At 31.8% G+C, this 24,026-nt stretch carries 19 protein-coding genes, 3 tRNA genes and 1 rRNA gene (1 of these 23 running past the window's edge); 10 read left to right on the top strand and 13 right to left on the bottom strand.

Translation table 11 applies throughout. The annotated features are described in order from the left end of the window. Positions 1-167 precede the first annotated feature (167 nt). A complete protein-coding gene (locus tag GQR92_RS04780) occupies positions 168-890 on the bottom strand; it encodes an NYN domain-containing protein (RefSeq protein ID WP_158838043.1) in 723 nt (240 codons plus the stop codon). A 334-nt stretch (positions 891-1,224) separates the two neighbouring features. Between GQR92_RS04780 and GQR92_RS04775 the strand changes: the two genes are divergently transcribed. Next, positions 1,225-1,467: a hypothetical protein gene (locus GQR92_RS04775; protein ID WP_158838042.1), complete on the top strand. Its 243-nt coding sequence runs from the start codon at positions 1,225-1,227 to the stop codon at positions 1,465-1,467. A gap of 66 nt (positions 1,468-1,533) precedes the next feature. On the opposite strand, the gene GQR92_RS04770 is transcribed toward GQR92_RS04775, so the two are convergent. Further along, positions 1,534-4,098 (bottom strand): ATP-dependent Clp protease ATP-binding subunit, encoded by a 2,565-nt coding sequence (locus tag GQR92_RS04770; protein ID WP_158838041.1) that lies wholly within the window; start codon positions 4,096-4,098, stop codon positions 1,534-1,536. A 274-nt stretch (positions 4,099-4,372) separates the two neighbouring features. Here GQR92_RS04770 and gyrA point away from each other — a divergent pair, with 274 nt between their 5' ends. Both gyrA and GQR92_RS04760 read left to right on the top strand, forming a co-directional pair. Continuing rightward, entirely contained in the window at positions 4,373-6,892 is a 2,520-nt protein-coding gene (gyrA, locus tag GQR92_RS04765; RefSeq protein WP_158838040.1) for a DNA gyrase subunit A, read from the top strand. A 22-nt stretch (positions 6,893-6,914) separates the two neighbouring features. Then, on the top strand, positions 6,915-8,159 hold the full coding sequence (locus GQR92_RS04760) for a tetratricopeptide repeat protein (protein WP_158838039.1): 1,245 nt from the start codon (positions 6,915-6,917) through the stop codon (positions 8,157-8,159). A 77-nt stretch (positions 8,160-8,236) separates the two neighbouring features. Here the strand turns inward: GQR92_RS04760 and GQR92_RS04755 are convergent, their stop codons facing one another. Together GQR92_RS04755 and GQR92_RS04750 are read right to left on the bottom strand one after the other, a co-directional pair. Then, the gene (locus GQR92_RS04755; RefSeq protein ID WP_158838038.1) at positions 8,237-9,007 is read right to left on the bottom strand and encodes a C40 family peptidase; all 771 of its coding nucleotides are present in this window, start codon (positions 9,005-9,007) and stop codon (positions 8,237-8,239) included. A 34-nt stretch (positions 9,008-9,041) separates the two neighbouring features. Then, the gene (locus tag GQR92_RS04750) at positions 9,042-10,217 is read right to left on the bottom strand and encodes an acetyl-CoA C-acyltransferase (RefSeq protein ID WP_158838037.1); all 1,176 of its coding nucleotides are present in this window, start codon (positions 10,215-10,217) and stop codon (positions 9,042-9,044) included. 134 nt (positions 10,218-10,351) lie between these two features. Between GQR92_RS04750 and GQR92_RS04745 the strand changes: the two genes are divergently transcribed. The 4 genes from GQR92_RS04745 to GQR92_RS04730 all read left to right on the top strand — a co-directional run bounded on the left by GQR92_RS04745 (position 10,352) and on the right by GQR92_RS04730 (position 12,795). Continuing rightward, positions 10,352-12,415, top strand: a complete 2,064-nt coding sequence (locus GQR92_RS04745; RefSeq protein ID WP_158838036.1) for an HD family phosphohydrolase — start codon at positions 10,352-10,354, stop codon at positions 12,413-12,415. Positions 12,416-12,519: 104 nt separating this feature from the next. Beyond that, positions 12,520-12,601 (top strand) — tRNA-Ser (locus GQR92_RS04740). A 15-nt stretch (positions 12,602-12,616) separates the two neighbouring features. Continuing rightward, positions 12,617-12,691, top strand: a tRNA-Pro gene (locus GQR92_RS04735). Positions 12,692-12,721: 30 nt separating this feature from the next. After that, positions 12,722-12,795: transfer RNA gene (locus GQR92_RS04730), tRNA-Arg, on the top strand. A gap of 228 nt (positions 12,796-13,023) precedes the next feature. Here the strand turns inward: GQR92_RS04730 and GQR92_RS04725 are convergent. The 9 genes from GQR92_RS04725 to GQR92_RS04690 form a co-directional block, all read right to left on the bottom strand. Continuing rightward, on the bottom strand, positions 13,024-14,013 hold the full coding sequence (locus GQR92_RS04725) for an ISAon1 family transposase (RefSeq protein WP_158841983.1): 990 nt from the start codon (positions 14,011-14,013) through the stop codon (positions 13,024-13,026). Beyond that, positions 14,000-14,350, bottom strand: a complete 351-nt coding sequence (locus GQR92_RS04720) for an ISAon1 family transposase N-terminal region protein (protein ID WP_158838035.1) — start codon at positions 14,348-14,350, stop codon at positions 14,000-14,002. The genes GQR92_RS04725 and GQR92_RS04720 overlap by 14 nt, the downstream gene beginning before the upstream one ends. Positions 14,351-14,390: 40 nt before the next feature. After that, positions 14,391-15,044 (bottom strand): ISAon1 family transposase, encoded by a 654-nt coding sequence (locus GQR92_RS04715; protein ID WP_368074156.1) that lies wholly within the window; start codon positions 15,042-15,044, stop codon positions 14,391-14,393. 35 nt (positions 15,045-15,079) lie between these two features. Then, on the bottom strand, positions 15,080-15,241 hold the full coding sequence (locus GQR92_RS18145) for a hypothetical protein (RefSeq protein ID WP_368074169.1): 162 nt from the start codon (positions 15,239-15,241) through the stop codon (positions 15,080-15,082). 104 nt (positions 15,242-15,345) lie between these two features. Beyond that, positions 15,346-15,723 carry an ISAon1 family transposase N-terminal region protein gene (locus GQR92_RS04710; protein ID WP_158838034.1) on the bottom strand — a complete coding sequence of 126 codons (378 nt, stop codon included), beginning with the start codon at positions 15,721-15,723 and terminating at the stop codon, positions 15,346-15,348. Positions 15,724-15,870: 147 nt separating this feature from the next. Continuing rightward, a complete protein-coding gene (locus GQR92_RS04705; RefSeq protein ID WP_441339140.1) occupies positions 15,871-16,785 on the bottom strand; it encodes an ISAon1 family transposase in 915 nt (304 codons plus the stop codon). Continuing rightward, positions 16,772-17,122: an ISAon1 family transposase N-terminal region protein gene (locus tag GQR92_RS04700; RefSeq protein WP_158838033.1), complete on the bottom strand. Its 351-nt coding sequence runs from the start codon at positions 17,120-17,122 to the stop codon at positions 16,772-16,774. The genes GQR92_RS04705 and GQR92_RS04700 overlap by 14 nt, the downstream gene beginning before the upstream one ends. Positions 17,123-17,526: 404 nt before the next feature. After that, on the bottom strand, positions 17,527-17,871 hold the full coding sequence (locus GQR92_RS04695) for an ISAon1 family transposase N-terminal region protein (RefSeq protein WP_158838032.1): 345 nt from the start codon (positions 17,869-17,871) through the stop codon (positions 17,527-17,529). Positions 17,872-18,023: 152 nt separating this feature from the next. Beyond that, entirely contained in the window at positions 18,024-18,353 is a 330-nt protein-coding gene (locus tag GQR92_RS04690) for a YegP family protein (protein ID WP_158838031.1), read from the bottom strand. A 101-nt stretch (positions 18,354-18,454) separates the two neighbouring features. Here GQR92_RS04690 and GQR92_RS04685 point away from each other — a divergent pair, with 101 nt between their 5' ends. The 3 genes from GQR92_RS04685 to GQR92_RS04675 form a co-directional block, all read left to right on the top strand. Continuing rightward, entirely contained in the window at positions 18,455-18,748 is a 294-nt protein-coding gene (locus GQR92_RS04685) for an Arm DNA-binding domain-containing protein (protein ID WP_158838030.1), read from the top strand. A 182-nt stretch (positions 18,749-18,930) separates the two neighbouring features. After that, positions 18,931-21,909, top strand: coding sequence for a DEAD/DEAH box helicase (locus GQR92_RS04680; protein ID WP_158838029.1), 2,979 nt, complete (start codon positions 18,931-18,933; stop codon positions 21,907-21,909). 1,461 nt (positions 21,910-23,370) lie between these two features. After that, positions 23,371-24,026: ribosomal RNA gene (locus GQR92_RS04675) — 16S ribosomal RNA — on the top strand; it runs 862 nt beyond the window's last position.

Raw genomic sequence — 24,026 nt, 5'->3', positions numbered from 1 at the left:
TATCATTTCTATGTAGATAAAAATAGTTAAAATATGTAATCGAAGCTGCTATTTATAAACGTAGTTAGATTTATGTTTGGATTGCTTTTTAATGTAAGTTCACTGATTATTGTGTGTATCTACAAGTTTATTTCTTTGGATAAAAATTAGATGTTTTAATGAGCGCTTTATTTATTTTTTACAAAAATTAATTTATGTCTGCTCTTTGTGTTTTCTCTTTGTTCTAGTTCAAACTTACCTATAGATTTAATTAGAGGTGTTAATTTGTCAAAACCATAATTTCGTGAATCAAAATTGGGTTGTTTTTTTTGAAGTAAACTTCCTACATCACCCAGAAATGCCCAACCATCTTCGTCAGATAAATCAGAAATAGTAGAAGAAATTAGTTTAATTACTTTAGATGTTATTTTATCTACACTATCTTTTTCACTGTCTTTTTGATGTGTGTTTTCTTTCTTTTCGGTTTGTTTTCTAATAATTTCTATATAAATAAATTTATCACAAGCAACAATAAAAGGATTTGGAGTCTTTTTCTCTCCAATACCAATTACTTGTTGGCCGGCTTCTCTTAGTCTAGTAGCTAATTTTGTAAAATCGCTATCACTAGAAACCAAGCAAAATCCATTTACTTTTTCAGAATAAAGAATATCCATTGCATCGATAATCATTGCTGAATCTGTGGCGTTTTTACCAGTAGTATAGGCGTATTGCTGAATTGGAGTAATGGCATTTTGCAATAATAAGTTTTTCCATTTAGATAAATGCGGGCTCGTCCAATCTCCATAAATTCTTTTAATAGTAGGGTTTCCGTATTTTGCAATTTCCTCCATCATTTCTTTTACGTGAGCAGAAGGTATGTTATCTCCGTCTATAAGAACTGCTATATTCATATTATTTGTTTTATTTAATAGTTAGCGCTACAAAAGTATCATGTATTTGTATCGTGTTTTATTGTTTGTAATCAGTAAAAAAGTAAAGTTAGTTTTTTGGTTTTAAAAAATCAATAAGAATGATAGTTGTTTTTGAGAGTATGTTGTCTTGTTTATTTTTTTTTTGGTAATTATTTTATCAACAAGTATAAATGCTTGTTTTAAAATATAAATCCCAAACAAAGTTTGAGATTTATATATGTGTGTGTTGTTTAATCGGTTTTAATTATGGGTCCATCTACAACTAAAACGTTTATGCCTAGTTTTATTAATTTATTTTTATAGTTATTATCTATTGTATCCTTTTATTTGCGGAGCTAAAGTTAATTTAGATGGATTTGTGGGAGCGGGATTTTCTTTAAACGGTGATACGTATTTGTATGGTGATGGTCAAGAAAATTTTGATTTAGTAAATGTGGGGCTTACAGTTTCTAAAACAGTAATGTTGGGTAATTATAGTTTACCTGTTTCAACTACTGTGTTGTGGAATCCATCTTTAAAGTATGCAAGAGTTCAGTTGGCTTTTAGTCTTTTTTAAAGAAATAAATTTGTTTTTAATGTATATAAAAAAATCCCAAACTTGCGTTTGGGATTTTTACTATTTTTAAGACTCTGTTTCTGTTCTTGTTTCAGGTTTCTTTTCGCCTTTTTCAATTTTAATGGTGAGTTTGTTTTCTTTCTCATCCAAATCCATTGAAATAGTATCGCCTTCATAGAGTTTAGAATTTACAATTTCTTCTGCCAAAGCATCTTCAATATATTTCTGTATAGCTCTTTTAAGTGGTCTTGCACCATATTTTTTATCAAAACCTTTATCTGCTATGTAATCTTTTGCTTTTTCGCTTAGTTTTAAAGTGTAGCCTAAATCAGCTATTCTGTGTAATAATTTATCTAACTCAATATCTATAATTAAATGGATATCATCTCTTTCTAAAGCGTTAAAGACAATTACATCATCTATTCTATTTAAAAACTCTGGAGCAAAAGATTTCTTTAAAGCTCCTTCTAGCACAGATTTTGCGTGTTCGTCTGCTTGCGCTGTTTTAGAAGATGTACCAAAACCAACACCGCCCCCAAAGTCTTTTAATTGTCTTGCGCCAATATTAGAAGTCATAATAATTATGGTGTTTCTAAAATCAATTTTTCTACCTAAACTATCTGTAATATGACCATCATCTAAAATTTGTAACAACATATTAAATACATCTGGATGCGCTTTTTCGATCTCATCTAATAAGATTACAGAGTAAGGTTTTCTTCTAACTTTTTCTGTTAACTGACCACCTTCTTCGTAACCAACATAGCCTGGGGGCGCTCCTATTAAGCGAGAAATTGCAAATTTCTCCATGTATTCACTCATGTCAATTCTAATTAAAGAATCGTCAGAATCGAATAATTCACGTGCTAAAACTTTAGCTAATTGCGTTTTACCAACACCAGTTTGTCCTAAGAAAATAAAAGAACCAATTGGTTTGTTCGGATCCTTTAATCCAACTCTATTTCGTTGAATTGCTTTTACAACTTTGGTAACTGCTTCATCTTGCCCTATTACTTTTCCTTTAATTAAGGCAGGTAATTCGTGTAATCTGCTAGTTTCTGCTTCTGCAACTCTGTTTACAGGAATGCCTGTCATCATAGAAACTACTTCGGCAACATTATCTTCAGTTACAATTTCTCTATTTAATTTAGAGTCTTCTTCCCATTGGTTTTGGGCAGAATTTAAAGCAGCTTCCATGTTTTTTTCATCATCACGCAACCTAGCAGCTTCCTCGTATTTTTGTCCGTTTACAGCTTTTGTTTTTTGGTCTCTAATAATTTCTAATTGAGATTCAAGTTCTAAAACTTGTTGCGGAACCACAATGTTTGTAATATGAATTCTAGAACCTGCTTCATCTAAAGCGTCAATAGCTTTGTCTGGTAGGTATCTATCTGTCATGTATCTATTGGTTAATTTTACACAAGCTTCAATAGCGTTATCTGTGTAATTTACATGGTGGTGTTCTTCGTATTTATTTTTGATGTTTTGTAAAATCTGTATGGTTTCATCAACAGAAGTTGGGTCTACAATTACTTTTTGAAAACGACGTTCTAAAGCGCCATCTTTTTCAATATTTGTTCTAAATTCATCCAACGTAGTTGCGCCAATACATTGTATTTCTCCTCTTGCTAAAGCAGGTTTTAACATGTTAGAAGCATCTAAAGAACCAGTTGCACCACCAGCACCAACAATAGTGTGAATTTCATCAATAAAAAGAATGATATCATCATTTTTTTCTAGCTCATTCATTAATGCTTTCATGCGTTCTTCAAACTGGCCACGATATTTTGTGCCAGCAACTAAGCTTGCTAAGTCTAAAGAAACAATACGTTTGTCAAATAAAATTCTCGAAACTTTTCTTTCAATAATTCGCAATGCTAAACCTTCTGCAATGGCAGATTTACCAACACCAGGTTCTCCAATTAACATTGGATTGTTTTTCTTTCTTCTACTTAAAATTTGAGAAACTCTTTCAATTTCTTTTTGTCTACCAACAACCGGGTCTAATTTCCCTTTTTCTGCTAAATCTGTTAAATCTCTACCAAAATTATCTAATACCGGAGTCTTCGATTTTTTTACAGTTTTTCCTTTTTGAGGTTGATCAAAAGGATTCGATTTTTCTGATGCATATTCATCATCAGAAGGAGTTTCTGCAATAGGATTTATCGGTAAATCTGCCTCTAAATCATCTACATGTAGTTGTTTGTAAAGCGCTTTTGCTTCATCATAATTTACATGGTGTTTATGAATCAACTTTGTGGTTGGGTCGTTTTCATTTCTTAAGATACATAGCAATAAATGTGCGGTATCTATAGATTCGCTTTGATATAGTTTTGCTTCTAAAAAAGTTGTTTTTAAAGCTTTCTCAGCTTGTCTTGTTAATCGTAAACTAGGCTTGTCTGTACTTTCTATAAAAGTAGGATTTGCAGGATTTAGTTGTTCTAATTTTTTACGCAATAAAACCAAATCAACATCAAATGCTGTTAGTATTTCTATTGCTTTTCCTTCGCCTTTTCTTATTAATCCAAGTAAAAGATGTTCTGTTCCAATAAATTCTTGCCCTAAACGTAGCGCTTCTTCTTTACTGAAAGTAATTACATCTCTGACCTTTGGTGAAAAATTATCGTCCATATTTCTTTCTGTCTATAATTGGTGTGTTGTAAATTTAGTCCTTTTTTTTATAGATAATTACAAAAAAGATGCCAATGGTTAAATACTGACAGTTTGACTATGATACCAAGGTAGAAAACTCTTGTAAATCAGGCAAATAAAATATTGTTAAAAAAACTAAAAAAATGTTGATAACTCTACTTAATAACAAGTGATAAAACCTTTGTAAAAACAAGGAAAAATAGTATCTTGCCTTGTTTTAAAAAAATGAAGTAATATTAATTAAAATATATTTATGGCAGACGGAGAAAAGTTAATTCCGATTAACATTGAAGAACAGATGAAAGCTGCGTACATCGATTATTCGATGTCAGTAATTGTTTCTAGAGCATTACCAGATGTAAGAGATGGTTTAAAGCCCGTTCATAGAAGGGTTTTATTTGGTATGCATGAGTTGGGAATTAAAGCAACAGGTTCGTATAAAAAGTCGGCAAGAATTGTTGGAGAAGTTTTAGGTAAGTATCACCCACACGGAGATACTTCTGTATATGATTCTATGGTACGTATGGCACAAAGTTGGAGTGTGCGTTACATGATGGTTGATGGGCAAGGGAATTTTGGTTCTGTAGATGGAGATAGTCCGGCAGCAATGCGTTATACTGAGGTTAGAATGCAAAAAATATCAGAAGATATGTTGGCTGATATTGAAAAAGATACAGTAGACCATCGTTTAAATTTTGATGATACGTTGCAAGAACCAACCGTTTTACCAACTCGTATTCCTAATTTATTAGTCAATGGAGCTTCTGGTATTGCAGTAGGGATGGCAACAAATATGGCGCCACATAATATTACAGAAGTTATAAACGGTACCGTTGCGTATATTGAAAATAGAGATATTGAAATTGATGAATTAATGCAGCACATAACTGCTCCAGATTTTCCTACAGGAGGAATTATTTATGGGTACGATGGTGTAAGAGATGCTTTTCATACAGGTCGTGGACGTATTGTAATGCGTGCTAAAGCGGTTATTGAAGAGGTTAAGGGACGTGAGTGTATTATTGTTACAGAGATTCCTTACCAAGTTAATAAAGCAGAAATGATTAAAAAAACTGCTGATCTTGTAAATGAAAAAAAATTGGAAGGAATTGCGAATATTCGTGATGAATCTGATAGAAACGGAATGCGTATTGTATATATCTTAAAACGTGATGCAATACCTAATATCATTTTAAATAAATTATTTAAATACACACAATTACAAACTTCTTTTAGTGTAAATAATATTGCATTGGTAAAAGGAAGACCAGAGCAATTAAATTTAAAGGAATTAATTCATTATTTCGTAGAACATAGGCACGAAGTTATTGTTCGAAGAACAGAGTATTTACTTAAAAAAGCAGAAGCAAGAGCGCATATTTTAGAAGGGTTGATTATTGCTTCGGATAATATTGATGAAGTTATAAAAATTATTAGAGCTTCTAATAATGCAGATGAAGCTAGAGAAAGTTTAATTGAACGTTTTGAATTAACAGAAATTCAAGCAAAAGCAATTGTAGAAATGCGTTTGCGTCAATTAACAGGGTTAGAGCAAGATAAGTTACGTGCAGAGTTCGATGAAATTATGTTAACCATAACTGATTTAAAAGATATTTTAGCAAACGAACCAAGACGTTACCAAATTATTAAAGATGAGTTATTACATATTAAAGATAAATATGGTGATGATCGTAGATCTGTAATAGAATATGCTGGTGGAGATATGCGCATAGAAGATATGATACCAGATACTAAAGTTGTGGTAACAATCTCTAACGCAGGATACTTAAAACGTACAAATTTAGAAGAATATAAAGTTCAGAATAGAGGAGGAAGAGGACAGAAAGGAGCAACTACTAGAAATGAAGATTTCTTAGAGCACTTATTTGTAGGTACAAACCATCAATATATGATGTTCTTTACTCAAAAAGGTAAAGTATTCTGGATGCGTGTGTATGAAATTCCTGAAGGTGGTAAAAACACCAAAGGTAGAGCAATGCAAAACTTAATCAACATAGAACAAGATGATAAAGTAAAAGCATTTTTAGTAACACAAGATTTAAAAGACGAAGACTATATTAATAGCCATTATGTAATTATGGCAACTAAAAAAGGTCAGGTTAAAAAGACTTCTTTAGAGCAATATTCTAGACCAAGAACAAATGGTATTAATGCTATTACTATTAAGGACGGAGATGAATTACTAGAAGCAAAATTAACAACAGGAGACAGTCAGGTAATGTTAGCGTTAGCGTCTGGAAAGTCTATCCGTTTCGAAGAAGCAAAAACTAGACCAATGGGAAGAACTGCTTCTGGTGTTAGAGGAATTACTTTACAACATGATAATGATGAGGTAATTGGTATGGTTGCTGTAAATGACATGGAAAGTAATATTCTTGTTGTTTCTGAAAAAGGATATGGTAAACGTTCTAAATTAGAAGATTATCGTGTTACAAACCGTGGTGGTAAAGGTGTAAAAACTTTAAATATTTCTGAAAAAACCGGAAATTTAGTAGCTATTAAAAACGTAGATGATTCTAACGATTTAATGATTATTAATAAATCTGGTCTTACTATTAGAATGGCAGTAGAAGATTTAAGAGTTATGGGACGTGCAACACAAGGAGTTCGTTTAATTAACATTAAAGATTCAGATAGTATCGCGGCAGTAGCAAAAGTAGCTCACGAAGAAGAGGTTGAAGGTGAGGTGATTGAAGGCGAAACAGAAAATGGCACGGAAATTGAAAATGATTCAAATGAAAATCAAGAATAACAATAAATTAATAATTAGTAAAATGAAAAATCAAATATTAGCGTTAACAGTTGGCTTTTTATCAATAGCATCTTTTGCGCAGAAAAATGAACTTAAAACTGCCGAAAAAGCAATTAAAAAAGGAGATTTTAAAGAAGCTAAAGCAGCAATTGCAAGTTTAGAAGGTACAGAAGGTTCAATGGATTCAAAATACAAGGCAAAGTATTACTTTTTTAAAGGGTCTGCTTATGGAAAATCTAACGTTGAAAAAGCAGCAGCAGCGTATAATCAGTTAATTTCTTACGAGAAAGAAACAGGAAAGCAGAAGTATACAAAAGAGGCGAAGCCTAAATTAAATGAATTAACACAATTTGTTTCTAAAAAGGCAATTGACTCATATAATAATAAGGACTATAAAAAGGCTACAAACAATTTCTATTTAACGTATAAATTAAGTCCTACTGATACTTCTTTTTTATATAATGCAGCTTTAAGTTCTTCTTTAGGTAAAGATTACGATAGCGCTTTAAAATACTATAAAGAATTACAGGAGATTAAATATACGGGTATTACTACTGAATATGTTGCTGTCAACAAAGAAACTGGTAAAGAAGAAAATATGGGTACCAAAGTAAATAGAGACCTAATGGTTAAGGCAGGACAATATATTACTCCTGGTGTTAGAACGACAGAATCTAAGCAGGCTGAAATTATTAAAAACATTGGTTATATATATGTAAACCAAGGAAAACCAGAATTAGCAGTTGCAGCTTTAGAGGAAGCTAGAAAAGCGAGTCCAAAAGATATCAATTTATTGTTAAATCAAGCTCAAATGTACATTAAGCTTGAGCAAATGGATAAGTTTGGTGAGTTAATGAAAGAGGCTGTAAAGTTAGACCCAACAAACCCTACTTTGTTCTTTAACTTAGGAGTTGTGAATGCTGGTGAAAATAAAAATGAAGAAGCGATTGGTTTTTATAAAAAAGCTATAGAATTAGATCCAGAATACGGAGATGCATATTTAAACTTAGGTGTTACTGTTTTAAATAAAAGAATTGCTGTTATTAATGAGATGAATGAAAATTTATCGAATGATAAAAAATATACTGAGTTAGAAGGTAAGTTAAAAGGTATTTGTAAAGATGCATTACCTTATATAGTTAAGGCAGATGAAATTTCTAGAACAGAAGGAACCGTAAGTACACTTTTAAATATCTATGATACTTTAGAAATGACTGCTGAAGCAGATGTTTTAAGACCTATTTATAAAGAAATGAGAGGTCAATAATTAAGGCTTTCTTTAAGATAAAAAAAAACCGAAACTAATTTTAGTTTCGGTTTTTTTTATATCATTATTAAAAATTATTAAATTATATTTTTAATAATTCTTAGTTTGTGTGTATGTTTTTGAAGTTCTGCATTAAAAATTCCGCTATGATCTAAGGTGTCAATTCTTACTTTACCATGAGCGTGTATAATATGATAATCACTTAAAATAATACCCACATGTATAATCTCTCCATCTTCATTATCAAAAAAAGCTAAATCACCGGCTTCACTTTCTTCAATAAAACTCAATACCTCTCCTTGAGTTGCTTGTTGTTTTGCATCTCTTAAAAGTTGGTGTCCACAAAGTTTATAAACCATTTGTGTAAAACCAGAACAATCAATACCAAAAGGTGTTTTTCCTCCCCATAAAAAAGGCGTATTTAAGTAATTAAAAGCAGTTTGTGCAATTTCACTTTTAGATTTTTGCTCAGATAAAACAGCACCTTCATAAATATATGATTCTTTGTTTATCTGCAGTTTTCCTTCCTTGTAAAAAGGTAAGTTCGCACCTAAAGGAATTGTGGTTAATTCATTTTTACTATTGGTAATGAAATCTATCATTTCACCTGAAAAATGCTGTTTTTTAGTTTTTAAATTAGAAAAGAAATCTGGGGTAATTTCTATGTATTGTTTGTTATCTATATATCCTTCGTAGTTATCAAAAGTCAAGCGAATTTTACTCCAATTTTTTTGTCTTTCTATAACCTCAAAAGCTTCACCAAATAAAACCTGACTAGTCATTTCTGATTGGTTTGATTCTTCAGCTCTTAAAGGAACCATGCTTAAATTACAAATGCCGTATAACAAGTTATGAGTTTTGAGTTTTAAGTTAATTCTTTTATTAAATTCTTTCTATAATAAATGCACTAGCACCACCACCACCATTACAAATTGCTGCAGCTCCAATTTTAGCGTTATTCTGTTTTAAAATAGATGTTAAAGCAATTACAATTCTTGCTCCAGAAACACCTAAAGGATGTCCTAAAGAAACAGCACCACCATTTACATTTACTTTATCATCAGTAATACCTAAAATCTGCATATTAGCTAAACCAACAATAGAAAATGCTTCATTTAATTCAAAATAATCTACATCATCAATAGATAAGTTTGCCTTTGCTAATGCTTTTGGTATTGCTTTTGCTGGAGCCGTTGTAAACCATTCTGGTTCGTGAGCGGCATCTGCATAGCTTCTTATTTTTGCAATAGGCGTAATGTTTAATTCATTAGCTTTATCAGCAGACATTAAAACCAATGCTGCACCACCATCATTAATGGTAGAAGCATTTGCTGCGGTAACGGTTCCGTCTTTTGTAAAAGCTGCTCTTAACGCTGGAATTTTATCCATTCTTACATTTTTGTATTCTTCATCTTCAGAAAAAATAATTGGTTCACCACGTCTTTGAGGAATCTCAACGGGAACAATTTCATCAGTATATTTTCCTTCACTCCAAGCCTTGGCAGATCTATTATAAGATTGTATTGCAAAAGCATCTTGATCTTCTCTAGAAAAATTATATTCACTTGCACAAGTATCAGCACAAACCCCCATCGGAATATTATCATAAGCATCTACCAAACCATCTTTTTGTAGACCATCTTCCATAGTTATTGGTCCAAATTTAGATCCTTTTCTAGCATGTTGATAGTGCGGAATAGAACTCATGTTTTCCATACCACCTGCAACAACAATATCAGCATCACCTAAAGCAATTGTTTGGGCAGCTAACATAATTGCTTTCATACCAGAAGCACATACTTTATTTACCATTGTACAAGGTACTGTATTTGGAATGCCTGCAAAAATAGATGCTTGTCTTGCAGGTGCTTGCCCTAAGCCTGCAGAAACTACATTTCCCATAAAAACTTCTTCAACCAAATTTGGGTTTAAATTGATTTTTTCTAAAGCTCCTTTTATAGCAATAGCTCCTAATTTTGGTGCAGAAATTGTTGATAAACTTCCCATAAAACTTCCAATAGGAGTTCTGGCTACGGATACAATTACGACTTCTTTCATAAAATAGAGTGTTTATTTTGAATAAGATTTGTGTGCTAAATTAACTATTTTTAATCAATTTAAGTTTTATTATTCAACTTGAATTTTTGAGCTTGACTTTTTTATGGTAAGTTTGTTGTAAGAAGATAGAATCTATGAGTAATATAGTTAATAAATTGTACCAAAACAACGCCATTATTTATAAGGTGATTTTGTTTTTAGTAACCACAATTGCAATTGTTTATTTGTTTCCAAAAGGAGGGCAATTTAAATATGATTTTAACAACGGACAGCTCTGGAAATACGATAATCTATATGCGCCTTTTGATTTTGCTATTCAAAAAACGGCAGAAGAAATTGCCATAGAAAAAAAAGAGATTACTGTAAACTCAAAATTATATTTTACCTATGATTTTGATATTGAAAATATCGTAAAATCAAATTACATAAAAAGAGTTGGTCTTGTAAAAAAAACAGATTCTTTAAGTATAGATGGTGTTAGAAAATTATCAGAAATAGGTCAAGGAGTTATAGATAATATTTACAAAAAAGGATTTTTAGAAGTTGCAAGTCAAGATAGAGTTTCTGATAAAAACGAAATAGTAGCTGTTAGAAAGGGGAATGAAGTGGAAGATGTTATATTTAAAAACCTTTTAACCACTAAAGAAGTTTTAGAAATAATTAGAAGTAATTTAGAAGAAGAAAAAACTTTTTATGGTAAAAAACTGTTATTAGATCTATTAACAGAAATAATTAAACCCAATGTATATTTTGATGCCATTTATAGTGAAAAAGTAATAGATAACGAGATAAAAAACATTTCTTATACAAAAGGAAAGGTGGAGTCTGGTAAGTTAATTATTTTAAAAGGAGATATTGTAGAAGGTAAAAAACTTGCCATCTTAAATTCTTTAAAAAGTGAGTCTGAGTCTAAAGTTTGGACAGATTCTAATTATAATTGGATTATCTTAGGGTATACTATTTTAGTGGCCCTAGCTTTGTTAATGCTATTATTATTCTTGCATAAATATAGAGTAGAAATATTTGATAACAATAACAAAGTTACTTTTATATTTTTCAATGTTTTTTCAATGATTTTTATACAAACATTGGTTATAAAATACAATTCAGATTATTTATATGTTGTTCCCTTAAGTGTGCTTCCAATAGTTTTAAAAGCTTTTTTTGATGCACGTTTAGGTTTGTTTGCACATGTTTTAACAGTATTGCTGTTAGGGTATATTGTACCTAATAGTTTCGAATTTATATACTTACATATTATTGCAGGTATTGTAACAATTTTAACCGTTTCCGAATTGTATAAGAGGGCAAATTTATTTATTTCAGTTGCTCAAATTACATTAATTTATATGCTTACCTATTTTGCGTTTTCTATAATTAAAGAAGGAAATGCATCGCAGATAAACTGGAACTATTTTATGCTTTTTGCTGCAAATGGGTTGTTATCGTTTTTATCCATCATATTAATTTATATGTATGAAAAAGTATTTGGTTTGGTATCTGATGTTACCTTGTTAGAGCTTTCTAACACTAATGCAAAGCTTTTAAGAGAATTAAACGAGAAAGCCCCAGGAACATTTCAACACTCCATGCAAGTGGCTAATTTAGCTGAAGCAGCAGCAAATGAAATAGGAGCCAATTCGATGTTGGTTAGAACAGGGGCTTTGTATCATGATATTGGTAAAATGTTAAATCCAATGTATTTTACAGAAAATCAATCTACGGGTGTTAATCCTCATAATGATTTATCTCCAAGAGATAGTTCTAAAATAATTACAGACCATGTTATAAAAGGAGTAGAGTTAGCTAAGAAGTACAATTTGCCAGATAGAATTATAGATTTTATAAGAACGCATCACGGTACCAGTTCTACGTACTATTTTTATATGAAAGAAAAAGAATTAAACCCAGATGCAGAGGTTGATATTAAAAACTTTCAATACCAAGGTCCAATTCCGTTTTCTAAAGAGACAGCTATTTTAATGATGTGTGATGCTTCGGAAGCTGCGTCTAAAAGTTTAACAAAACCAACAGCAATGTCTATTAGTAATCTAATTGATAAAATTATGGATAAACAAATGGCTGATAATCAGTTTTTAAATTCAGATATTACCTTTAGAGAAATAGAAATTATTAAAAAAGTGATCAAGAAAAAGCTGATGAATATTTACCATTTAAGGGTAGAATATCCAGAATAAAAAAAAATAATTAAAAAAAAATCAAAAAATGCTTGTGTAATCCTTTTTAAGTCTTAAATTTGCACTCGCAATTTCAAGGTTATGTTTTTAACGTAACGCCGAAAGGAGAGATGGCAGAGTGGTAATGCAGCAGATTGCTAATCTGTCGACCTTAGGGTCGCCAGGGTTCGAGTCCCTGTCTCTCCGCTAAGAAATTGCACTCGGGGTGTAGCGTAGCCCGGTCATCGCGCCTCGTTTGGGACGAGGAGGTCGCAGGTTCGAATCCTGCCACCCCGACACAGTTGGTCGTAACAACTTAAAAATTACGGGCTCTTAGCTCAGCTGGATAGAGCACCTCCCTTCTAAGGAGGCGGTCGAAGGTTCGAATCCTTCAGGGCTCACTTAAACCTTACTAGAAATAGTAAGGTTTTTTGTTTTTAGAAACTATTTAAAACAAGCTAAAACTGGATCAAGTCAAAAAGTTGTGGGATTTAAGAATTACGCAAAAATAGGGATCAAGTCAAAAAGTTGTGGGATTTAAGAATTACGCAAAAATAGTAGGGATCAAGTCAAAAAGTTGTGGGATTTAAGAATTACGGATCAAGTCAAAAAGTTGTGGGATTTAAGAATTACGCAAAAATAGTAGTAAGTCTATATAAGAAAAAATCCACATTTCTGACGCCTCTAAACTGTGCTCTAAAGGCTTTAATTTTAGCATTGAATGATTCTGCTGATGCATTCGTACTTCGATTATCAAAATAGTTTAAGATGTTTTTATAATGTATCGACATCGTTCTAGCTATAGTGTTGAAGCTTTTAAAGTGTGCCTGTCTTACTTTTTCATCCCATTTAGCAAGTCTTATAAGTGCTGATGTTTTGTCTGTAGTGTTATTGAATATCCAAGATAGATTTTGACATAACTTGTATGCTTTCTCTATATCAGGATATTTTTCAAACAGTATTTCTGCTCTTATGGCTTGATTTTTAGTCCATTTATTACTTGATTTATATAATAGATATCTGCTTCTAGCTAATAGTTGTTTGAGAGTATCTCCATTAGGTAATAGTTTTGGGGTGTATTTTAAAGATTTATTTCTGGTGTTTTCAATAGCATCATTCTCAGCATCAATCGCTTCCCATCTGTGTTTAATTCTTATTTCTTGCAGTGCATCTAATGCTAATTTTTGCACATGAAAACGGTCTATTACTAAGGCAGCATTTGGAAAGGATTTCTTGACTATAAGCCCCATATTTCCTGCCATATCCAAGGTTACTTCCATGACTTTCTTCCTATGTTTTAAAGGAATTTTATGAAGTATTTTTATGACAACTTCAGCTTTAGTTCCTTTGATCATGGCTACTATTGCGCCTTTCTTTCCTTTAGCTAATTTATTTGTTATTATGGTATATAAATCACCGTTAGAAAAGGCAGTTTCATCAAGTGATAAGTGAGTACCTAAATTCTTTGTGAACAATAACCAGTCTGTTGCGTGCTTCTGTTGATCCCAAGCTTTAAAATCACTTAAATAATCCTTATACTGTCTTTGTAAACTTCTGGGATTTACTCCGTAGAAATTAGCTACAGTACTAGTGCTAGTGGCGTTATTACTTACTGATATCTTTTAAAAAAGCAGCAAATTCACTAGTTATTCTAGTGCCTTTTGCTACTAATTGCCAATCTCTAGTAACCACTTTTTTAGAATTTTCCTCAACCCAACGTCGTCTAATAACGTGTAGAAAAACGTTTTTACCTCGAATTGGGAAATCTTGAACAGTAGCTTCAGGAAAGAAACCTTTAGAATTTAATTTAAGTGCTTTGAATTCTTCAGGAATCGTATTTAATTCTGTGAAATGAAAATGAAGTTCTCCATTTTTAACTTCGTGTTTCGTTAGTTTAAAGTAGTCAACAAGAATTTCTGGTAATAATAGTTTTGTTAATTCAATTGAAGTGTCCAAAATAGAGATTTATTAGACTGTAAAGTTCATGCTTTTTAATTTACTCCACAACTTTTTGTGTTGATCCAAAAATAGTAGTAAGTCTATATAAGAAAAAATCCACATTTCTGACGCCTCTAAACTGTGCTCTAAAGGCTTTAATTTTAGCATTGAATGATTCTGCTGATGCATTCGTACTTCGATTATCAAAATAGTTTAAGATGTTTTTATAATGTATCGACATCGTTCTAGCTATAGTGTTGAAGCTTTTAAAGTGTGCCTGTCTTACTTTTTCATCCCATTTAGCAAGTCTTATAAGTGCTGATGTTTTGTCTGTAGTGTTATTGAATATCCAAGATAGATTTTGACATAACTTGTATGCTTTCTCTATATCCGGATATTTTTCAAACAGTATTTCTGCTCTTATGGCTTGATTTTTAGTCCATTTACTACTTGATTTATATAATAGATATCTGCTTCTAGCTAATAGTTGTTTGAGAGTATCTCCATTAGGTAATAGTTTTGGGGTGTATTTTAAAGATTTATTTCTGGTGTTTTCAATGGCATCATTCTCAGCATCAATCGCTTCCCATCTATGTTTAATTCTTATTTCTTGCAGTGCATCTAATGCTAATTTTTGCACGTGAAAACGATCTATTACTAAGGCAGCGTTTGGAAAGGATTTCTTGACTATAAGCCCCATATTTCCCGCCATATCCAAGGTTACTTCCCTGACTTTCTTCCTGTGTTTTAAAGGAATTTTATGACAACTTCAGCTTTAGTTCCTTTGATCATGGCTACTATTGCGCCTTTCTTTCCTTTAGCTAATTTATTTGTTATGGTATATAAATCACCGTTAGAAAAGGCAGTTTCATCAAGTGATAAGTGAGTCCCTAAATTCTTTGCAAACAATAACTAGTCTGTTGCGTGCTTCTGTTGATCCCAAGCTTTAAAATCACTTAAATAATCCTTATACTGTCTTTGTAAACTTCTGGGATTTACCCCGTAGAAATTAGCTACAGTACTTGTGCTAGTGGCGTTATTACTGACTGATATCTTTTAAAAAAAGCAGCAAATTCACTAGTTATTCTAGTGCCTTTTGCTACTAATTGCCAATCTCTTGTAACTACTTTTTTAGAATTTTCCTCAACCCAACGTCGTCTAATAACATGTAGAAAAACGTTTTTACCTCGAATTGGAAAATCTTGAATAGTAGCTTCAGGAAAAAAACCTTTAGAATTTAATTTAAGTGCTTTGAATTCTTCAGGAATCGTATTTAATTCTGTGAAATGGAAATGAAGTTCTCCATTTTTAACTTCGTGCTTAGTTAGTTTAAAATAGTCAACAAGAATTTCTGGTAATAATAGTTTTGTTAGTTCAATTGAAGTATCCAAAATAGAGATTTATTAGACTGTAAAGTTCATGCTTTTTAATTTACTCCACAACTTTTTGTGTTGATCCAGAATTACGCAAAAATAGTAGTAAGTCTATATAAGAAAAAATCCACATTTCTGACGCCTCTAAACTGTACTCTAAAGGCTTTAAATTTTAGCATTGAATGATTCTGCTGATGCATTCGTACTTCGATTATCAAAATAGTTTAAGATGTTTTTATAATGTATCGACATCGTTCTAGCTATAGTGTTGAAGCTTTTAAAGTGTGCCTGTCTTACTTTTTCATCCCATTTAGCAAGTCTTATAAGTGCTGATGTTTTGTCTGTAGTGTTATTGAATATCCAAGATAGATTTTGACATAACTTGTATGCTTTCTCTATATCAGGATATTTTTCAAACAATATTTCTGCTCTTATAGATTGATTTTTAGTCCATTTACTACTTGATTTATATAATAGATATCTGCTTCTAGCTAATAGTTGTTTGAGTGTATCTCCATTTGGTAATAGTTTTTGGGTGTATTTTAAAGATTTACTTCTGGCGTTTTCAATGGCATCATTCTCAACATCAATCGCTTCCCACCGATGTTTAATTCTTATTTCTTGCAGTGCATCTAATGCTAATTTTTGCACATGAAAACGATCTATTACTAAGGCAGCGTTTGGAAAGGATTTCTTGACTATAAGCCCCATATTTCCTGCCATATCCAAGGTTACTTCCCTGACTTTCTTCCTATGTTTTAAAGGAATTTTATGAAGTATTTTTATGACAACTTCAGCTTTAGTTCCTTTGATCATGGCTACTATTGCTCCTTTCTTTCCTTTAGCTAATTTATTTGTTATTATGGTATATAAATCACCGTTAGAAAAGGCAGTTTCATCAAGTGATAAGTGAGTCCCTAAATTCTTTGCAAACAATAACCAGTCTGTTGCGTGCTTCTGTTGATCCCAAGCTTTAAAATCACTTAAATAATCCTTATACTGTCTTTGTAAACTTCTGGGATTTACCCCGTAGAAATTAGCTACAGTACTAGTGCTAGTGGCGTTATTACTTACTGATATCTTTTAAAAAAGCAGCAAATTCACTAGTTATTCTAGTGCCTTTTGCTACTAATTGCCAATCTCTAGTAACCACTTTTTTAGAATTTTCCTCAACCCAACGTCGTCTAATAACATGTAGAAAAACGTTTTTACCTCGAATTGGAAAATCTTGAATAGTAGCTTCAGGAAAAAAACCTTTAGAACTTAATTTAAGTGCTTTAAATTCTTCTGGAATTGTATTTAATTCTGTGAAATGAAAATGAAGTTCTCCATTTTTAACTTCGTGTTTCGTTAGTTTAAAGTAGTCAACAAGAATTTCTGGTAATAATAGTTTTGTTAATTCAATTGAAGTATCCAAAATAGAGGTTTATTAGAAAGCAAAGTTCATGCTTTTTAATTTACTCCACAACTTTTTGTGTTGATCCGTTACTTCCCTGACTTTCTTCCTATGTTTTAAAGGAATTTTATGAAGTATTTTTATGACAACTTCAGCTTTAGTTCCTTTGATCATGGCTACTATTGCTCCTTATCTTTCCTTTAGCTAATTTATTTGTTATTATGGTATATAAATCACCGTTAGAAAAGGCAGTTTCATCAAGTGATAAGTGAGTCCCTAAATTCTTTGCAAACAATAACCAGTCTGTTGCGTGCTTCTGTTGATCCCAAGCTTTAAAATCACTTAAATAATCCTTATACTGTCTTTGTAAACTTCTGGGATTTACCCCGTAGAAATTAGCTACAGTACTAGTGCTAGTGGCGTTATTACTGACTGATATCTTTTAAAAAAGCAGCAAATTCACTAGTTATTCTAGTGCCTTTTGCTACTAATTGCCAATCTCTAGTAACCACTTTTTTAGAATTTTCCTCAACCCAACGTCGTCTAATAACGTGTAGAAAAACGTTTTTACCTCGAATTGGGAAATCTTGAATAGTAGCTTCAGGAAAAAAGCCTTTAGAACTTAATTTAAGTGCTTTAAATTCTTCTGGAATTGTATTTAATTCTGTGAAATGGAAATGAAGTTCTCCGTTTTTAACTTCGTGTTTCGTTAGTTTAAAATAGTCAACAAGAATTTCTAGTAATAATAGTTTAGCAATTGAGGTATCCAAAATAGTAAGAGTTTAAAAAAAACAAAGTTCTTGTTTTTATACTACTCCACAACTTTTTGTGTTGATCCAAAAGTACCCCATTTTAAAACTTTGATATATAAAAAATGGAGCCCATATTTTGAGCTCCAAAAAATTATAAACAGATTTATTTTTTATGATAAATCTTCAGTAGAGGCTGATGGTGCATTATTCTTTACGGATGCAATACCATTATCTCTACCACTTGTGCTTTCATACATTTCACTCGTACCAATAATTTGACCATTACTTGCTTTCAAATTGAAGTATGGTTTACCGTTAGATGATGTTTTTTTATCAAATTTAGAGTCATCTTGAGAGTTGGTTTTAACAGATGATATACCATTTTCACAACCTGCTTTTGAAGAATACCCTTCACTAGTTAATATTACTTGACTATTATCAGCTTTTAATTTAAACTGAAATTCTCCATTGGTTCTTTTAGAAATTACAAATTTTCCCATTCTTATAAATTTTTAGATTAATAAAATTAAAGGTATAAAAAATATATAAATACCTGTTTAAAAGTTTTTTACAATTCATTAACAATCAAAAAGATAAAACTATGATATCATATAAATTACACGTTCTATTTTATATAGATAAAGTCAAAATAAATCAGAAAGGACAATGTCCTATGAAATGTAGAATTACATATAAGAAAACAAGAAAACAGTTTTCTATAGGAATATTTATTGACCCTAATATTTGGTTAAGTAAGAAACAAAAAGCTTTCCCACAGAACAAAGAAAATACCATTTTAAACAACAAACTAAGCCTTATTCATCAACAGGTCGATAAGGGCTCACTTAAACCTTTACAGAAATGTGAAGTTTTTTTGTTTTTAGAAACTATTTAAAACAGGTTACAATTTGTTAATAAATTTAAAGAAGACTAACAGCTTAACTTTCAGTAATTAGCAATTAACATATCTTTTTTTATAGAACAACAGTGTCTAATTTAATAAAAAGACACATCTAAAAGTATATATTCGCACTCCATTTTTTCTCCCCCATTACCTACGAATTCTAAAAAAAATACATGAGCAACGTAAAAAACTGGTTAAATTATTACAAAAACAGTTTAACTGATAGTGAAAACTTAGCTGTAGATATTTCTAGAATCAAAAACTTATTCCATCAAAATTATTGCGATTTAAGTTCGGCAACCATCAATCCTAAGAATGCTGTCGAAATGCTAGATGTAGAAGAGAAAAGAATTAATAGATTAAAAGGAATTACCAAAAAAGACAGTGATAATTATCATACAGTATTTGATGCAGAAATTATCATTGCACCTTTTCAATTAGATTTCGATTCTAGCGATCCTAATTTTAAACAAAAAACAATCTATCCATTTTGGATAACAGCAAGAGTAAATCGCTTAGGGCAATTATCTGCTCCAAGAGAAATATTTCCGTTAATTGTTCGTAATTATTTAGATCCTATTGCAGAAGTTGGAAACGATTTTATTTTTTCATCAATAGAAACAGTTACAGAAGCAAGAGAAATAGAACAGCCAGAAAAAGAAGAGGAAGAAGAGAGTATCCCTTGGGCAGCTTACTGGGAATATGTCAATGTAGTTTTTTCTGAAATTACAGACAGAGCTATAGATAGTTATAGAGCAGTTGGGTATAAGACAAATCATAAAGCCACTTATTTTGCAAGGAGCTCTAAAATTTCGGCAGCAAAAAGCATTCTCTTTTTGTACGAAAACTTAATAAATGAAACAGAAGAGCTTCCGTTAATTTCAAAAATTATAAATCCCGTAAATAGAGAACGAAGAGAACCGATTACAGATAAAGGCTTTTTAGATTACAATCATTTGCATTTAGGGCAAATGTCTAATGAGTTTCCATTATCAATAAGTCAGCGTAAAACCTTATTGTCTTATTTTACGGCAGAAGAAAATGCCATAACCGCAGTAAACGGACCTCCAGGTACAGGTAAAACAACATTATTGCAAAGTTTAGTGGCTACAGAAGTGGTAAGAGCGGCTATTAAAGGAGAAGAAGCGCCTGTTATTTTAGCATGCTCTACAAACAACCAAGCGGTAACCAATATTATAGATAGTTTTATAAACTCTAAAAGTGATATGGGGATTTTAGCACAACGCTGGATTCCTGGTTTTAATGGTTACGCAACCTACTTACCTTCCAATTCAAAAAGTGAAAAAAGCTTAAAAAATATTAATTACCTAAAAGGAAACATGTTTGGTAATGAAGGTACTTTGTGCGATTTAGAAAACGAAAATTATTTATACGATGCCAAAAACTTCTATTTTAGTAGTTATTCAGATTATTTAGGGTTTCATCCAGAATCCTTAGAAGATGCCTGCAACCACCTTCAAGAAGAAATTACGGTAATAGAAGACAACATAATAGAGGGAGGACAAATTTCTCAGAACTACTTAATTTCTATAGAAAAAGTAAATAATTTATTGCTAGATAAGAACAATCACATTAAAAAAAATGTAATTCAAATCTCAAAATTACAAGAGTGGAGAGATATTATAGTCGATATAAAAGCACTTGCTAAAGACGATCAATTTATTAGTGAAATAAAACGTTATTTTAAAGCCGATTCAGAAGAGGGTAGCTCAAATTCAGAACACCTTTTTAGAATTAATAAAGAAACACTTTCCAGTGATAAAACAGCGCTTGTATTTATCAAAAATTGTATTGCCGATCTTAATTTGGCATTGTCATCAAACTTAAAACTACACAACTGGAAACGTCAAAATGATATTACAGGATATCCTTTTGTTTCAGAAGAACAAATGTGGGAGTTTGAATATGAAAAAATGGAATCGAATGATAAAACCCACCGTTTCTTTTATGATGAAATAGATTTAAGCTTAAGACACAAGGCTTTTTTATTAGCAACTCATTATTGGGAGGCAAGGTGGATTTTAGAAACAGAAGATGTTTTAGTAAACGAAACAGAAAAAGGAACCGGAGAAAATACAGTTATTGCTAAATGGAAACGGAGAGCAATGCTTACACCTTGTTTTGTGGCAACCTTATATACAGCACCTACACACTTTTTGTACAGTCAGTTTCAAGGAGAAAATGAAGAAGGCAGACCTATTTTCGAATACCTTCCTTTATTTAATTTTTTAGATTTATTAATTATAGATGAGGCGGGGCAAGTAACTCCAGAAGTTAGTATTCCTATCTTTTCATTAGCAAAAAAAGCAATTGTTGTGGGAGATTTAAAGCAAATAGAACCTATTTGGTCTATTCCTTTAAAAATCGATTATGGTAATTTAACCAATCAAAATATAGTTGCAGATCCATCTCATATAGCTTATTTAAATAATATTGGTTTTTTAGCTTCTAGTGGTAGTATCATGAAAATGGCTCAAAATGCCTGCGAATACGAAACACCATTAGTCACCAAAAAAGAAAATGGCTTACTGTTATTAGAGCACAGAAGGTGTAATGATGAAATTATTGGCTTTTGTAACGAACTCGCTTACGATGGTATTCTAAAACCAATGAAAGGAAAAGCCCATAAAGATCAAATATTTTCTTCAATGATGGCTTATCATGTAGAGGGGTATAGCGAACGTAAATTTAACAGTCGTCATAACTTAAATGAAGTAAAAGCAATTATTTTATGGCTAAACATGCATAAAGCCGATATCGAAAAAGCCTACAATGTAGATGCTATAGAAAATATTTTAGGTATAATTACACCTTTTGCAAGTCAAAAAACAGAATTGTCTAAAGCATTAATAGAATCTGGCTTTAAAGTTAACGACATAAAATTAGGAACCGTACACGCACTTCAAGGAGCAGAACGCAGTATCGTATTGTTTAGTTCCGTATACAGTAATGAGGATGAAGGCGTACTTTTTTTCGATAGAGATAATAAACCTAATATGTTAAATGTGGCAGTTTCAAGAGCTAGAGATAGTTTTATCTTATTTGGAGATACTAGAATCTTTGATGAAACTAAAAATACACCATCCGGTATCTTAAAAAAACATTTAAATATGTTTGAAATGCCTACTTAAAATCAGTTTGAGTAATATAGAGTAGAAGAAGGGCGTCTAAAAGTATAACATTTGTCGTGCAGAACTTGTTTTAGTATTTTTAGCCCCTTAAAAAGCAATTAAAGACGTAATTTAAAAAAGTATCAGTATAAACTTCCTTCTGGGTGTTCCCTTTTTTCTTTGAAATATTAAAAAAGTTAGCGTCATATATAAAGACAAGTATTCAATTCTAATAAACTTATAGGATAAAAAAGGTCGGGCTTTCCTCTATATCTTTTTGCGAAAAGCAAAAAGGATGCCGTTTCAATCCCTAACACGAAGTCTGTAATTGTAATTAACTATAGGTAAACAATCTTACGAAGAGCAATCGTATCAAAAAGATTAGTCCATTGTTCTCCTATTCAAAAAACATCCGTCATTGCGAGGCACGAAGCAATCCCTTTATTTCAATAAATTCAGGTTCTGAGTAAATCGAAGCTTTCTATGTTCCTATGTATTGAACAGAAACCTACACGATACTTGTCTTCTAATAATCCGTTTTTTTTAGATTTAATTCTATTTACAAAGTTTCTACTTCATCTATAAGGGACCTTTTTTACAATTTCCTTTCTATTAAAATAAAAAAAAAACAATCATTTACCGACCTTATTTAAAAGCTAAAAAACAAATCCAAGTATCCCGGTAAAGCTATTTCAAAGATAAAGTTGACAAGGGTAGCAGTCGTTTTATCTAAAATTAGAGAACAAGAAACCTATTTAGACTAAAATTTCAGCGCAAACTCTTCCATCTTTTTAATGTCATTAGTAGCTATCATCCCCAAAACCCATATAAAACCCAATACCTTTAAAAAAATAAACAAAAAAATATTTGCTGTAACTTACTAGAAACAAAATAATTAGGAGAAGTATGTAAAATAAACAAAAAAAAAGGTTAAAAAATAGTTGTTAGATTAAAAATGAGTTGTAAATTTGCACCCGCTAACAGCAATATTGTTCTGTTAGTCACGTTCATTGAGAGTTTGTAAATCGATTAAAAATTAAGGAGTTAAACAGGTAAAGTTGTAAAATTTTATCAAAAAAAAACTTTAATTTTTATTAGGTTGGTTTGTAAAAAACGTTGTATGTTTGCAGTCCGAAAATTTCGGCAAAAAGTTCAGTGTTTTTTACAGTTAAAATAAAATAAAAAAAAGTTTAATTTTTTATTGTCAGATTAGAAATAGTTTGTATGTTTGCAGCCGCTAAGAAATACAGCAAAACGATCAGAGAAAATTTGGAATGATTTAAAAAAGTCAGTTAGTTCGAGTCTAACGTTTCTACAAAGTTGAGTTAAAGGTAAAGATTGAGTTTTATGACTTGTCGGTGCCGACTCGGCACAGTTCATTGAAAATATTGAAATTGACAGCGTAATTAAAGAGTAGAATAACCACATTATTAGTTTAATGTAAATTCTTTTGAAACTTATTCATTAAAATATTTAAAATATACAATGAAGAGTTTGATCCTGGCTCAGGATGAACGCTAGCGGCAGGCTTAACACATGCAAGTCGAGGGGTAACATTGTGCTTGCACAGATGACGACCGGCGCACGGGTGCGTAACGCGTATAGAACCTACCTTTTACTGGAGAATAGCCTTTAGAAATGAAGATTAATGCTCCATAGTATTGCGACTCGGCATCGAGATGTAATTAAAGATTTATTGGTAAAAGATGGCTATGCGTCCTATTAGTTAGATGGTAAGGTAACGGCTTACCATGACATCGATAGGTAGGGGTCCTGAGAGGGAGATCCCCCACACTGGTACTGAGACACGGACCAGACTCCTACGGGAGGCAGCAGTGAGGAATATTGGGCAATGGAGGCAACTCTGACCCAGCCATGCCGCGTGCAGGAAGACTGCCCTATGGGTTGTAAACTGCTTTTATACAGGAAGAAACACTGGTATGTATACCAGCTTGACGGTACTGTAAGAATAAGGACCGGCTAACTCCGTGCCAGCAGCCGCGGTAATACGGAGGGTCCGAGCGTTATCCGGAATCATTGGGTTTAAAGGGTCCGCAGGCGGTCGATTAAGTCAGAGGTGAAATCCCATAGCTCAACTATGGAACTGCCTTTGATACTGGTTGACTTGAGTCATATGG

This window comes from Polaribacter sp. L3A8 (assembly GCF_009796785.1).
Classification (GTDB): domain Bacteria; phylum Bacteroidota; class Bacteroidia; order Flavobacteriales; family Flavobacteriaceae; genus Polaribacter.
The sequence above is the reverse complement of the archived record's forward strand: the minus strand, read 5'-3'. Positions and strand labels throughout refer to the sequence as shown.

What these genes read in the sequence shown, in the direction of transcription:
- GQR92_RS04745 (WP_158838036.1), top strand. Translation starts at nt 10,352, where the DNA reads ATGAGTAATATAGTTAATAAATTGTACCAAAACAACGCCATTATTTAT.
- GQR92_RS04715 (WP_368074156.1), bottom strand. Translation starts at nt 15,044, where the DNA reads ATGGCGGGAAATATGGGGCTTATAGTCAAGAAATCCTTTCCAAACGCT.
- GQR92_RS04750 (WP_158838037.1), bottom strand. Translation starts at nt 10,217, where the DNA reads ATGAAAGAAGTCGTAATTGTATCCGTAGCCAGAACTCCTATTGGAAGT.
- GQR92_RS04770 (WP_158838041.1), bottom strand. Translation starts at nt 4,098, where the DNA reads ATGGACGATAATTTTTCACCAAAGGTCAGAGATGTAATTACTTTCAGT.
- gyrA (WP_158838040.1), top strand. Translation starts at nt 4,373, where the DNA reads ATGGCAGACGGAGAAAAGTTAATTCCGATTAACATTGAAGAACAGATG.
- GQR92_RS04685 (WP_158838030.1), top strand. Translation starts at nt 18,455, where the DNA reads ATGATATCATATAAATTACACGTTCTATTTTATATAGATAAAGTCAAA.
- GQR92_RS04680 (WP_158838029.1), top strand. Translation starts at nt 18,931, where the DNA reads ATGAGCAACGTAAAAAACTGGTTAAATTATTACAAAAACAGTTTAACT.
- GQR92_RS04780 (WP_158838043.1), bottom strand. Translation starts at nt 890, where the DNA reads ATGAATATAGCAGTTCTTATAGACGGAGATAACATACCTTCTGCTCAC.
- GQR92_RS04760 (WP_158838039.1), top strand. Translation starts at nt 6,915, where the DNA reads ATGAAAAATCAAATATTAGCGTTAACAGTTGGCTTTTTATCAATAGCA.
- GQR92_RS04690 (WP_158838031.1), bottom strand. Translation starts at nt 18,353, where the DNA reads ATGGGAAAATTTGTAATTTCTAAAAGAACCAATGGAGAATTTCAGTTT.